Annotated in this window: 9 protein-coding genes and 1 pseudogene; 5 read left to right on the top strand and 5 right to left on the bottom strand. The window is 72.4% G+C overall.

Annotation, left to right across the window (positions count from 1 at the left end):
* Nucleotides 1–23: 23 nt before the first annotated feature.
* Together treS and ACZ5FU_RS01455 are read right to left on the bottom strand one after the other, a co-directional pair.
* A complete protein-coding gene (gene treS / locus ACZ5FU_RS01460) occupies nucleotides 24–1,724 on the bottom strand; it encodes a maltose alpha-D-glucosyltransferase (RefSeq protein WP_451775655.1) in 1,701 nt (566 codons plus the stop codon).
* Nucleotides 1,721–3,838: an alpha-1,4-glucan--maltose-1-phosphate maltosyltransferase gene (locus tag ACZ5FU_RS01455; protein WP_469044094.1), complete on the bottom strand. Its 2,118-nt coding sequence runs from the start codon at nucleotides 3,836–3,838 to the stop codon at nucleotides 1,721–1,723. Before ACZ5FU_RS01455 ends, treS begins: the two co-directional genes overlap by 4 nt.
* A 983-nt stretch (nucleotides 3,839–4,821) precedes the next feature.
* Here ACZ5FU_RS01455 and ACZ5FU_RS01450 point away from each other — a divergent pair.
* The 3 genes from ACZ5FU_RS01450 to ACZ5FU_RS01440 all read left to right on the top strand — a co-directional run bounded on the left by ACZ5FU_RS01450 (nucleotide 4,822) and on the right by ACZ5FU_RS01440 (nucleotide 8,431).
* Nucleotides 4,822–7,440, top strand: a complete 2,619-nt coding sequence (locus ACZ5FU_RS01450) for a glycosyltransferase family 1 protein (protein WP_451526151.1) — start codon at nucleotides 4,822–4,824, stop codon at nucleotides 7,438–7,440.
* 240 nt (nucleotides 7,441–7,680) lie between these two features.
* The gene (locus ACZ5FU_RS01445; RefSeq protein WP_451526152.1) at nucleotides 7,681–7,980 is read left to right on the top strand and encodes a type II toxin-antitoxin system Phd/YefM family antitoxin; all 300 of its coding nucleotides are present in this window, start codon (nucleotides 7,681–7,683) and stop codon (nucleotides 7,978–7,980) included.
* The gene (locus tag ACZ5FU_RS01440; protein ID WP_451526153.1) at nucleotides 7,973–8,431 is read left to right on the top strand and encodes a PIN domain-containing protein; all 459 of its coding nucleotides are present in this window, start codon (nucleotides 7,973–7,975) and stop codon (nucleotides 8,429–8,431) included. Before ACZ5FU_RS01445 ends, ACZ5FU_RS01440 begins: the two co-directional genes overlap by 8 nt.
* Before the next feature lie 173 nt (nucleotides 8,432–8,604).
* On the opposite strand, the gene ACZ5FU_RS01435 is transcribed toward ACZ5FU_RS01440, so the two are convergent.
* Nucleotides 8,605–9,213, bottom strand: a complete 609-nt coding sequence (locus tag ACZ5FU_RS01435; protein WP_451777489.1) for a YdeI/OmpD-associated family protein — start codon at nucleotides 9,211–9,213, stop codon at nucleotides 8,605–8,607.
* 336 nt (nucleotides 9,214–9,549) lie between these two features.
* The gene (locus ACZ5FU_RS01430) at nucleotides 9,550–10,311 is read right to left on the bottom strand and encodes a maleylpyruvate isomerase family mycothiol-dependent enzyme (RefSeq protein WP_451777487.1); all 762 of its coding nucleotides are present in this window, start codon (nucleotides 10,309–10,311) and stop codon (nucleotides 9,550–9,552) included.
* A 90-nt stretch (nucleotides 10,312–10,401) separates the two neighbouring features.
* On the opposite strand from ACZ5FU_RS01430, the pseudogene ACZ5FU_RS01425 reads away from it, so the two are divergent.
* Both ACZ5FU_RS01425 and ACZ5FU_RS01420 read left to right on the top strand, forming a co-directional pair.
* A pseudogene (locus tag ACZ5FU_RS01425) lies at nucleotides 10,402–10,503 on the top strand (IS5/IS1182 family transposase); the annotation flags it as partial.
* A gap of 189 nt (nucleotides 10,504–10,692) precedes the next feature.
* Nucleotides 10,693–12,291, top strand: coding sequence for an alpha-1,2-mannosidase (locus tag ACZ5FU_RS01420; RefSeq protein ID WP_469044717.1), 1,599 nt, complete (start codon nucleotides 10,693–10,695; stop codon nucleotides 12,289–12,291).
* Between the two features lie 94 nt (nucleotides 12,292–12,385).
* Here the strand turns inward: ACZ5FU_RS01420 and ACZ5FU_RS01415 are convergent, their stop codons facing one another.
* Nucleotides 12,386–12,904 carry a DUF1990 domain-containing protein gene (locus ACZ5FU_RS01415; protein ID WP_469044092.1) on the bottom strand — a complete coding sequence of 173 codons (519 nt, stop codon included), beginning with the start codon at nucleotides 12,902–12,904 and terminating at the stop codon, nucleotides 12,386–12,388.
* Nucleotides 12,905–12,908 lie beyond the last annotated feature (4 nt).

Here is a 12,908-nt window from a genome sequence, read left to right as displayed (position 1 = left end):
GAGAAACCGCCCCGCCCGGGTTCTCAGACGGTCTCCCTGCGCAGTCGGAACCAATAGAAGCCGTGTCCCCCGAGGGTGAGCAGATATGGCAGGTCGCCCACGGCCGGAAAACGGACCCCGCCGAACAGCTCGACGGGATGGCGGCCGCCGAACCGGCTCAGGTCCAGCTCGGTGGGCTGGGCGAAGCGGGAGAAGTTGTGGACGCACAGCACCAGGTCGTCCTCGTACTCGCGGAGAAAAGCGAGGACGGCCGGGTTGGAGGAGGGCAGTTCGGTGTACGAGCCTAGGCCGAAGGCGGGGTTCTGCTTGCGGATCTCGATCATGCGGCGGGTCCAGTGCAGCAGCGAGGAGGGCGACGCCATCGACGCCTCCACGTTGGTGACCTGGTAGCCGTGGACGGGGTCCATGATGGTCGGCAGGAAGAGCCGGCCGGGGTCGCAGGACGAAAAACCCGCGTTGCGGTCCGGTGTCCACTGCATGGGGGTGCGGACGGCGTCGCGGTCGCCGAGCCAGATGTTGTCGCCCATGCCGATCTCGTCGCCGTAGTAGAGGATCGGCGAGCCGGGCAGGGAGAGCAGCAGGGCGGTGAAGAGCTCGATCTGGTTGCGGTCGTTGTCGAGGAGGGGGGCGAGGCGGCGGCGGATGCCGATGTTGGCGCGCATGCGCGGGTCCTTGGCGTACTCCGCGTACATGTAGTCGCGTTCCTCGTCGGTGACCATCTCCAGGGTCAGCTCGTCGTGGTTGCGCAGGAAGATGCCCCACTGACAGCCGGACGGGATCGCCGGCGTCTTGGCGAGGATCTCCGACACCGGATACCGCGACTCGCGGCGGACGGCCATGAAGATGCGGGGCATGACGGGGAAGTGGAACGCCATGTGGCACTCGTCGCCGCCGGAGGCGTAGTCGCCGAAGTAGTCGACGACGTCCTCGGGCCACTGGTTGGCCTCCGCCAGGATCACGGTGTCCGGGTACTGGGCGTCGATCTCCTTGCGGACCCGCTTGAGGAAGGCGTGCGAGGCCGGGAGGTTCTCGCAGTTGGTGCCCTCCTCGGCGTAGAGGTAGGGCACCGCGTCGAGCCGGAAGCCGTCGATCCCCAGGTCCAGCCAGAACCGCAGCGCGGAGATCATCTCCTCCTGCACGGCGGGGTTCTCGTAGTTGAGGTCGGGCTGGTGGGAGAAGAAGCGGTGGAAGAAGTACTGCTTGCGCACCGGGTCGAAGGTCCAGTTGGAGACCTCGGTGTCGACGAAGATGATGCGGGCGTCGGCGTACTGCTTGTCGTCGTCGGCCCACATGTAGTAGTCGCCGTAGGGCCCGTCGGGGTCCTTCCTGGACTCCTGGAACCACGGGTGCTGGTCGCTGGTGTGGTTCATGACGAAGTCGATGATGACGCGCATGCCGCGTTGGTGGGCGGCGTCGACGAACTCCACGAAGTCGGCGAGGTCGCCGAACTCGGGCAGCACGGCGGTGTAGTCGGAGACGTCGTAACCGCCGTCCCTCAGGGGGGACTTGAAGAAGGGCGGCAGCCACAGGCAGTCGACGCCGAGCCATTGGAGGTAGTCGAGTTTGGCGGTGAGGCCCTTGAGGTCGCCGACGCCGTCGCCGTTGCTGTCCTGGAAGGAGCGGACGAGGACCTCGTAGAAGACGGCACGCTTGAACCAGTCGGGATCGCGGTCCTTGGCCGGGGTGTCCTCGAAGGTGTCGTGAACGGGCTCGTTGACGATCATCGTGTGGGTGACCCTCCGATCTGCGGGGTGGACGGTCGCAGGACGGTCAGGACGTGCGCGGGCCGGGTGCCCGGTTCGAGACGCACGTAGTTGGCCCTGCCCCAGTGGTAGGTCTCGCCGGTGAGTTCGTCGCGCACCGGCACGGACTCGTGCCAGTCCAGGCCGAGTTGCGGCATGTCCAACGAGACCGTGGCCTCCTGGGTGTGGTGGGGGTCGAGGTTGACGACCACCAGAACCGTGTTCGAACCGCTCCTCTTCGAGTAGACGATCACCGCCTCCTGGTCGGCGTGGTGGAAGTGCAGGTTCCGCAGTTGCCGAAGCGCCGGGTGGGTGCGGCGGATCTCGTTGAGGCGGGTGATGAGGGGGGCGATGGTGCGGCCCTCGCGGGCGGCGGCGTCCCAGTCGCGGGGGCGCAGCTGGTACTTCTCGGAGTCGAGGTACTCCTCGCTGCCGGGTGTGAGGGGGGTGTTCTCGCACAGTTCGTAGCCGCTGTAGAGGCCCCAGGTGGGGGAGAGGGTGGCGGCCAGTACCGCGCGGGCCTCGAAGGCGGGGCGTCCGCCGTGCTGGAGAAAGGCGTGCAGGATGTCGGGGGTGCTGGGGAAGAAGTTGGGCCGCATGTAGCTCGCCGCCTCGCCCGACAGCTCCGTCAGGTACTCCGTCAGCTCTTCCTTGGTGGTGCGCCAGGTGAAGTAGGTGTAGGACTGCTGGAAGCCGATCTGGGCCAGGGTGTGCATCATCGCGGGCCGGGTGAACGCCTCGGCCAGGAAGATCACGTCCGGGTCGGACCCGTTGATCTCCCCGATCACCCGTTCCCAGAACACGACCGGTTTGGTGTGCGGGTTGTCCACCCGGAAGATCCGCACCCCGTGGTCCATCCAGTGCCGCAGCACCCGCAGCGTCTCGGCGACGATGCCGTCCATGTCCGCGTCGAAGGCGATGGGGTAGATGTCCTGGTACTTCTTCGGCGGGTTCTCCGCGTAGGCGATCGTGCCGTCGGGGCGGTGGTGGAACCACTCCGGGTGCTTGTGCACCCAGGGATGGTCCGGCGAGCACTGCAGCGCGAAGTCCAGGGCCACCTCCAGGCCCTCCTCCCGGGCCCGCTGCACGAACCAGTCGAAGTCCTCGAGCGTGCCCAGCTCCGGGTGCACCGCGTCGTGCCCGCCCTCCGGCGAACCGATCGCCCACGGCACCCCCACGTCCTCGGGCCCGGGATCGAGACTGTTGTTGCGGCCCTTGCGAAACGTCGTCCCGATCGGATGGACCGGCGGCAGATAGACCACGTCGAACCCCATCGCCGCGATCGCCGGCAACCGCCGCGCCGCCGTCCGCAACGTCCCGTGCGGCCGCTCGGCCGTCCCCTCCGACCGCGGGAAGAACTCGTACCACGACCCGTACAACGCCCGCTCCCGCTCCACCAGCAACGGCAGCGTCTCCGACTCGGTGACCAGCTCCCGCACCGGACGGCGGGCCAGGACCGCGTCCACCTCGGGGGTCAGCGCCGCCGCCAGCCGGGAGGCCGCCGGACGGGCCTCGTCGCGCAGGGCGGCGACCGCGGCGAGCAGGACCTCCCGCTCCGCCCGGGCGTCCGCGTCCGCCTCGGGCACCCCGGCGGCGGCGCGCTCGTGCAGCCGGGCGCCCTCCTCCAGGACCAGGTCGGTGTCGATGCCCGCGGGGATCTTGATGCGCGCGTGCCGGCGCCAGGTGCTCACCGGATCGCTCCAGGCCTCCACGGTGTACGTCCAGTGGCCCGGCTCGTCCGGGGTGACGTCGGCGCCCCACCGGTCGGTGCCGGGAGCCAGCTCGCGCATCGGCGTCCACGGGCCGGGACGGCCGTCGGGGCCGCGCAGCACGACGTTGGCGGCGACGGCGTCGTGGCCCTCGCGGAACACGGTGGCCGAGACCTGGAACGTCTCCCCGGTGACCGCCTTGGCCGGGCGGCGGCCGCGCTGGACGACCGGCCGGACGTCGAGGACGGGTATCCGCCCCACGGCCGTCCCGTCACCCGCGGAGGACCGCTCCGGGGCCGGCGGTCCGGCGGTCGCGGGACGCACGGGGGGCGGTGCCGCGGTGCGCGGGGGTGTCGGGGGTGCTGACGAGTGGTGCGTGGCGGGCATGACCGCTCCTGTCCGCATCAACGAGGGTGGGCGGATGGATGTGGGGAGGTGGGTCCTGCGACATGCGTACGGGGTGGTGCCGGGTGGTGCGGGGGTGTGCCGGAACCGGGCGCGCCGGGGCGCGGTCCGGCAGCCGGCTGCCGGGGTCGGGCACGTCGCACGGCGCGCTCTCGTCGCACGGCGTGCTCCGGGTGTGCGGGGCGGACGACCTGTACGGCGTCGTACGGGTCGCACGGGTTCTGTACCGGAGGAGCCTTCCCACCCTATTCGGGTGAGCAATCCGGCACGTTGTTAACTAGTCGCGCGCATGTATTCATCACGTCCTGCCTCTTCCGTGCGGTGGTTCCGGCGAGCGCGACGCCCGCCGGAGTTCGTCCGGTGGGACGGCGACCCGGCCGGACACCTTGTCGTCCGCGACCCCTGTGGCCAGGCCTTTTCCGTCGGCGCCGAGGTGCCCCCGGACACACGGCCGAAGCCGGCGCGGTCGCGTCCGCGACCCACGGGGGTGGAGCCGCCGTACCGGAACGGGTCGCGCGTCCCGTGTCGCTCGTGTGCCCGTCGCGCCGGTGAACACTCCGGGGCGCCCCGGGACGAACGGAACGAGCGCCGATCCATGGTCCGGTTCCCCTCCTCGGCTCGGTGGGTGACGGCGGTGGCGGGTGCGCCCCCGCAGCCTCTCGTGCGGCGCGAAGTGTCACAAGGTGGCCCGTGGGTGTGTAACCGGCCATAAAGGGGCGCACTCGGGGGCGGCAGGGCGCCGGGCAGGGCGGCGGCGGGACCCGGCCGGCCCGGCCGGGCCTCCCCGACGTCGGCCGATGCCGGACGCCGTCGTCCGGCGTGGCGCGAAAAGGCCCGTCGACGGCCGAAAGTACGGGTCCGGAGGCAGTGGCCTCCAGCAAGTCCGGCGCCGACGCCGGTACCGTCGTCAGAGACGTCGGCGCACACTGCCGTGCGCCACTTCCTCACGCACGCCGAGGTGGAATGTGAAGGCGATCCGTCGATTCACTGTCCGACCCCTTCTCCCCGAACCCCTCCGGCCGCTCAGCGACCTCGCGCGCAACCTGCGCTGGTCATGGCACGCGGAAACCCGTGACCTCTTCCGGCAGGTCGACCCCGACCACTGGGCGGCCTCGGGCGGCGACCCCGTGCGGCTGCTCGGGGGCGTGCACGCGGCACGCCTGCAGGAGCTGGCCGCCGACGACCGCTTCCTGGGCCGGCTGACCGCCGCCGCCGACGACCTGCACGCCTACCTGACCGGCGACCGCTGGTACCAGCGGCAGTCCGCCGAGCTGCCCGCCGCCGTCGCCTACTTCTCCCCGGAGTTCGGCGTCACGGCCGCCCTGCCCCAGTACTCCGGCGGCCTCGGCATCCTCGCCGGCGACCACCTCAAGGCCGCCAGCGACCTGGGCGTCCCCCTCGTCGGGGTCGGGCTGCTCTACCGGCACGGCTACTTCCGCCAGACCCTCTCCCGCGACGGCTGGCAGCAGGAGCACTATCCCGTCCTCGACCCCAACGAACTGCCGGTGACCCGGCTCGAGGAGCACGACGGCACCCCCGCCCGGGTCTCCCTCGCCCTCCCCGGCGGAAAACAGCTGCACGCCGGGATCTGGCTGGCCCAGGTCGGCCGGGTGCCGCTGCTGATGCTCGACTCCGACACCGAGGACAACGACTTCGGCGAGCGCGGGGTGACCGACCGGCTCTACGGCGGCGGCAGCGAGCACCGGCTGCTCCAGGAGATGCTGCTCGGCATAGGGGGTGTCCGCGCGGTGCGCACGTACTGCCGGCTGACCGGGCACGCCCCGCCCGAGGTGTTCCACACCAACGAGGGGCACGCCGGGTTCCTCGGCCTGGAGCGGATCGCCGAGCTGTGCGACGAGGGGCTCGACTTCGACTCCGCCCTGGAGGCGGTCCGGGCCGGGACCGTCTTCACCACGCACACCCCCGTCCCGGCCGGCATCGACCGCTTCGACCGCGAACTGGTCGCCCGCCACTTCGGCCCCGGCGCGGAACTGCCCCGCATCGACGTGGGCCGCGTCCTCTCCCTGGGCCGGGAGACCTATCCGGGCGGCGAACCGAACCTCTTCAACATGGCCGTGATGGGTCTGCGCCTGGCCCAGCGCGCCAACGGCGTCTCGCTGCTGCACGGCCAGGTCAGCCGGGAGATGTTCGCCGGCCTGTGGCCCGGGTTCGACCCCGAGGAGGTGCCCATCACCTCCGTCACCAACGGCGTGCACGCCCCCACCTGGGTCGCGCCCGAGGTGCTGCGCCTCGGCGCCCGGCAGATCGGCGGCCGCCGGGCCGAGGACGCGCTGAGCGTCGGCGGCTCCGACCGCTGGGACTCCGTCGCCGACATCCCCGACGAGGAGGTCTGGAACCTCCGCCGCGACCTGCGCGGGCAGCTCGTCGCGGAGGTGCGGGACCGGCTCCGCGCCTCCTGGCGGCAGCGCGGCGCCGGCACGGCCGAGCTGGGCTGGATCGACGACGTGCTCGACCCCGACGTCCTCACCATCGGGTTCGCCCGCCGCGTCCCGTCGTACAAGCGGCTCACGCTGATGCTGCGGGACCGCGACCGGCTGACGGAACTGCTCCTGCACCCCGAGCGGCCCGTCCAGATCGTCGTCGCCGGCAAGGCGCACCCGGCGGACGACGGCGGCAAGCGGCTCATCCAGGAACTGGTGCGCTTCGCGGACGACCCGCGCGTGCGCCACCGCATCGTCTTCCTCCCCGACTACGGCATGGGGATGGCGCAGAAGCTGTACCCCGGCTGCGACATCTGGCTGAACAACCCGCTGCGCCCGCTGGAGGCCTGCGGCACCTCCGGCATGAAGGCGGCCCTCAACGGCTGCCTCAACCTCTCCGTCCTGGACGGCTGGTGGGACGAGTGGTTCCAGCCCGACTTCGGCTGGGCCGTCCCCACCGCCGACGGCTCCGGCACCGACGCCGACCACCGCGACGACATCGAGGCGGCGGCGCTCTACGACCTCCTGGAGCAGCGCGTCACCCCGCGCTTCTACGAGCGCGGCGCGGGCGGGCTGCCCGACCGCTGGATCGAGATGGTCCGCCGCACCATCGCCCATCTCGGCCCCAAGGTGCTGGCCGGCCGCATGGTCCGCGAGTACGTCGAACGGCTCTACACCCCCGCCGCCCAGGCCCACCGGGCCCTGGACCCCGACGCGGCCCGCGACCTCGCCGCCTGGAAGGCGAAGGTGCGCGCCGCCTGGCCCGCGGTCGCCGTCGACCACGTCGAGACCTCCGCGGCCGCCCCGACCGCCGAACTCGGCACGACCCTCGCCCTGCGGGTCCGCCTGACCCTGGGCGACCTCACCCCCGACGACGTCGAGGTCCAGGCCGTCTCCGGCCGCGTCGACGCGGAGGACCGCATCACGGACGCCACGGTGGTCCCCCTGAAACCGCTGGGCGGCCCCGACCTGGAGGGCCGCTGGGCCTACGAGGGTCCTCTCTCGCTGGACCGCACCGGCCCGTACGGCTACACGGTCCGCATCCTGCCCGACCACCCGCTGATCGCCTCCCGCGCGGAACTGGGCCTGGTGGCGGGTCCGTCGGAGGAACTGGTGGAGGGGGCGGGGGTGCTGATGCGGTAGGGGCCCGGCTCTCCGTCTCTTCGTCGCCGGGGCTCGGGGGAGCCCTGGCGACGGCCGTTCGCCGCCGCTTTCGGACAGCAGGCTGCCGTCCACGATCGGCACGGTGTCCTTGGCGCATCCGACGTGCCCGGCGGACGAGCATGCCGGCCGACACCCGTCGATCCTTCATGGAACGGCGCTGGGAAGCGGCCGCTCGAAGGGCGCCCACCCTTGCGTGGTACGTCGTGGTACGTTCGCGTCATGGCCGCAGACCCGAGTCAGTCCGAAGTCGTACCGCAGTCCGAAGTCGTACCGCTCCGGGCGCTCAACCAGCCCAGCAAGATCGCGGAGCAGGTCGAAGCGGGGGCGACCCTGATCGTCACCCGGAACGGCCGGCCGATCATGGGCATCGTCCCGATAGAGCGTCTGGACGAGCCTGTCCATCAATTCCGCACCGACCCCATGGGGGACCTGGACATCCCCGACCTCGACCTGCCCGCCGTCACGGACGAGGAGATCGGCGTCACCCTGCGCGGGATGGGAGGCGGCCTCGATGACTAGTGTGCCGGTCGCCATCGCCGACACCAACGGCCTCTACCGCGTCCTCGCGAAGAAGGATCCGCGTCACGCCGAGCACGTCGCCGCGCTCGCCCGTATCGGCCACTTGGTGATCTCGCCCCTCGTCCTCGCCGAACTGGACTACCTCATCAGCGAGAAGAGCGGGAGCCGTGCGGCCGGCATCGCCCTCGACTTCATCGGCAAGCAGGCGGATCTCCAGCGATTCGAGATTCCGGATGTCGGCCCCCACTTCCGTACGGCCGTCAGCGTGTCTCAGGCCTATCAGGATCTCGGGGGCGGCAAGGGCGTGGGTCTGACGGACGCCATGAACGCCGCCCTCGCCGCCGCCTACCGGACCGACGCCGTCCTCACCACGGACAAACACTTCCGCGTCGTACGCCCCCTGACCCGACACGACGCGTTTCGGCTCTTGCCCGACGATCTCGACGGCTGACGCGTCACGGGGCGTCTTCGGTGTCCGCGCAGCCCTGGGTGGTCCTCAAGGCTGTGTTTCCGGGTGTACGAGCCAGGTGCCGCTGTGGTGAGGACGACGTCCGGCTCACCGGTCTCGCAGAGGTGGACGGTTCCGGTGGGGAGGCGGCGACGCGGGCACGCTCCGGTCTTCGACTACGGGTACGGCTTCTCGCCCTTCGCCAGCATCGCCACGTACTTCTCGATCCGGCGCGCCCGGGTCTCGGGCTTCTTGGCGTCCTGGATCCGGTACAGGATCGCGTAGCGGTTCTGCCGGTCCAGCGTCCCGAAGGCCTCCGCCGCGGCCGGGTCGGCGGCCAGGGCCGCCGCGAGGTCGTCGGGCACCGTGGCGGTCCTCGCGCTGTCGTAGGCCGCCTCCCAGCGGCCGTCCGCCTTGGCGCGGTCGATCTCGGCCTGCCCCGGCGGGCGCATCCGGCCCTGCTCGATCAGGGCGGCCACCTTGTCCCGGTTGACCTTGGACCACTTGCTGCGCGGCGTGCGCGGGGTGAACCGCTGAAGCCACCACTGGTCGTCGAACTTCGCCTTCTGGCCGTCGATCCAGCCGTGGCAGAGCGCCACGTCGAGCGCCTGGGCGTAGTCCAGCGCGACGATTCCGGGGCCCTTCTTGCGCAGCTTGAGCCAGATGCCGGGCGAGGCGGCGTGGTTCTCGCCGAGCCACGCCTCGAACGCCTCGGCTGATGCGAACGCGAGGATCTCCAAGTCCTGAGTCACCCCGGCAGCGAACCACACGAGGCCGGTCGGCATGACGCATTCGGGTGACGCCGTAGTGCGTTCCGGGCGCGGCCGCAGACCCGAGTCGGTCCGAAGGCGAACCGCTCCGGGCGTTCGGCCGGTCCGGCAGGGTCGCGGAACAGCCGACCGATCCCGGGTGTTGCCCGGCCTCGACCTGCCCGCCGCCACGAACGAGGAGACCGGCGCGACCCTGCGCGGGACGGGGTGTGGCCTCGACGACCAGGAGCACCTGACGGGAAGCCCGGTCGTGGCCGCACCCCTTCCCGGCCGAGTCGGCAGTGCTGCGGGAGACGCTCGGGCCCGAGCCGTACGAGGCCGCACCGGTCGTCCGCCGGCGGTGTCGACCGGCTACTCCTCGGGTTCCCAGGCGATCAGCCGCTCGAACACCCGCCGGTCGCCCTCGATCTTCAGGTCGCTCAGCGTGAGGCGGCCCCAGACGAAGAGGAGCAGCTGCTCGGCCGTGCCCGTGGCCGAAGCGGAGGCGGGCGCGGCGTCGGCCGTGAGAGGTGCGGGCCAGGCGCCGGTGCCGTCCAGCGTGAGGAGCCAGGAGCGGCCCTCGGTGGCGTGGTAGTGGATGGTGGCGGGCTCGTGCGGCCAGGCCGCCGGGGTGGAGTTGCAGGTGTCGAGGAACTCGGCCACGCCGTCGATCGCGACGTCCGCCGGCATCGGCCGCACGGCGCCTGCGGCGAGCTGGGCGTCGTAGGTGTGCACCAGCACCTCGTGCACCCGGCGCCGGGCGACGCCCCGGGCGTTCGCCGGCGACACGCCGGCGCTCCACCACGTCCAGCACGCGCGCTCCGGGCCGGCCTCGCGCAGCGCACTCAGCAGCAGCTCGTTCGACTCGGCGTACCAGGCCAGCAGCGCCTCGAGTTCACGCGGCGCCTCCACGGCGTCCTTGGCCGGCGGAGCCTCGGCCGGGCCCGCGGCGACGATCGCGGCCCACCAGCGCTGGCCCGTACCCAGGTGCCGCACCAGATCGAACAACGTCCACTCGGGGCAGGACGGCACCGGCGCGTCAAGGGCGGGCGCGGCGGCAACCGCACTCCGAAACGCGGCCGACCGCTCGTCGATCAGTCGCAGCAGGGCGGAATACTCAAGACTCTCTGTCACCTCGTTTGCCTACCACCCCAGTTCGGCCGACCGCACCCCGTTTTCGGACCGCCGGCTGCGGGACCGGCACGAGGCAGGGGTGGGGGACCGGCCGCACCAGGAACCGGGCCGAGCCCGGTCGGCCGTGCCCGCCCCGGCTCGAAGCACCACGTCGTCACCGACGCAGGCGGCACCCCGCTCGCCGTCACCCTGGCCGAACGCGTGGAGAAGACTGAGCACCTTCGGTCACCGGAAAGGCAACTACCTTGTACGCGAGGTGACTTGAGCGGCTTGTTGTCAGTGGTCCCCGATACGTTCTGCATGCGTCGCGGCTCGCGCAGCCGCGGCGCGCACCTCGTGCGCCGGTACGACCGGCATGCCCCGGACGACGTAGGGACACCCATGGAACCCGTATTCGCCGACTTCTCCACCGACCCGGCCCAGCTGTCGAACGCCGTGGTCGCCCACCACCGCTGCGGGATCGCCCCCTCGCACCTCGCGCTGGGTGCGGGCGGGCACATCAGGCTGGACTTCACGGTGGGGGAGCGGGAGGAGATCGCCGAGGCCGTCGTCGCGGTGACCGTGCTCGGGGCGGGCGCCCCGATGGACGTCCTGCTCAACGGCAAGGCCCTCGCGGAAGAGCTGGCCGCACCAAAGGACGGGGGGCACGGCGACCCCCGGGTCACCGTCCTCAGCGTGCCCGGGGAGCTCCTGGCGGCCGGGGACAACCTGCTCGAGATACGCAACCCCGAGGGCGCGCAAGGGCTGCTGCGGCTGCGGGCCGTGACCGTGGACCCCGCGCACGACCGGGAGCGGTCGGAGCGCGCCAGGGCGGCCCGGACGGCCGGGCGGTCGGTCGTCGCCTTCACCACCGAGGTCCGCGCCCCCGGCAGCGCCGCCTGGCAGGCCGGCCCCCGGCTGCTCCTCCACGTCGACAGCATCGACGACGGCGACAGCGGCGAGCGGGCCGTGCCCGCGCATCTCGCCTGGCGCGGGGCGGACGGCTCGGAGGCGTCGATCGGGCTGCGCGCGGACCTGTCCGGTTTCCTGGGACACCGCACGACCGCCGACGGCGCGGTCGTCGAGTACCGCGGCACCCTCGCCGACCGCCGGGCCTATCCCGAGGGCACGGCCGGCGCCCCCCTGCACCGGTTCTCCACCGAGGAGGGGCACGACGGCACCTGGTCCCCCTCCGGCGAGCTGCGGCTGCTGCTCGACGACGGCGGGGCTCCCGTGCGGCGCGTGTCCTGGACCGACCGGCGGGGCACCACCGCCTCGGTCGTCCTCGGCCCCGCCGGCCAGCCCGACGCGCGGGAGCCCGTCGGTGAGCTGCGGGACATCACCCGTACGGTCGTCGACGTCGAGGCGAGCGACGAGTTCGACCTGGTGGGCGAGGTCGCGGAGAACCTGCTCACCAAGTCCTGGAGCAAGTGGCTGGCCAACGACGAGACCGCCGAGCTGGACTTCACCCTCGAACGTCCCGCCGCCGTCGCCGTGTACCGGCTGACCTCGGCGAACGACGCCCCCGAGCGGGACCCGCGGGACTGGGAGCTCCAGGGGTCGCACGACGGCGGCCACTGGACGACCGTGGACTCCCGCACCGGGGAGCGTTTCCGGCAGCGCCACGAGACGAAGGAGTACGCCGTCGCCTCACCCGCGTCCTACACCCACTATCGCCTGAGCATCACCTGCAACCAGGGCTCCGACCAGACCCAGCTCTCCCGGGTCCAGTTCCTCGCGGGCGAGACCCCGGCCGCCGGGACGGCCCGGCGGGCCGCCGACTTCACCGGCCACCGGACGCCGCGCGGGGGCGACCCCGTCGGCTACCGGGGCACGGCCGTTCCCGGCCCCTGGTCCGACGCCCCCGGCCAGGAGGGGGGCGAGGAAGCGGGGCAGGCCCTGCGGAAGCTGCTCGCCGGAGACCTCGGCGACACGGCCCGCGGCCTGGACGACGCCGCCCGCCTCATCGGCAAGCTGGCGGCGTACCTGAAGAACTCCTGAGGCCACGGCGGCCCGCCGTGACGGGCGGGTCGGGGGGCGGCGTGCGGGACGGCCGCCCGCGGTGCACGTGCGGTGCGCCGGACGCCCGTCCCGGCTACTCCTTCACCCCCGCCGTCGCCAGCCCCCGCAGCACCGTCCCGCACCTGCGGGCGTACGCCTGCTGCAGTTGGCGGGTCGCCGGGCCGCCCGCGCGGGCGTACCACTTGGCGGGGCGGCTGAAGGCCGAGACCGTCAGCCAGACCGTGCCGTCGCCGGTGCGGTCGACGACGAAGGACTCCTCGCCGGACTCCGGGTGGCCGGGGAGCGTGCCGTAGGCCCAGCCGGCGCGGCGGCGTTCCTCGGCCGTCCAGACGACGCGGCAGGGGGCCTTGACGACGCCGGCCAGGGTGACCGTGACGTCCACGCCGGGGGCCGCGCGGTCGGCGCCGGTGACGATGCCGACGCCGAGGGCGCGGTGCATCTCCCAGGTGAGGACCGCCTCGGCGGCGCGGCGGAAGACCTCCTCGCCCTCGCCGAGCCGCGTGCGCACGTGCAGGGCGTGGAAGCCGGGCGGGCAGAAGCCGGGCTCGCGGGTGGCGCCGACGTCCTCGTACGTGAAGTCCCCAACTGACATGGGA

It is taken from the genome of Streptomyces sp. NPDC031554, assembly GCF_055580685.1.
Note: the sequence above shows the minus strand (reverse complement) of the source record. Positions and strands in the feature narration are given on the sequence as shown.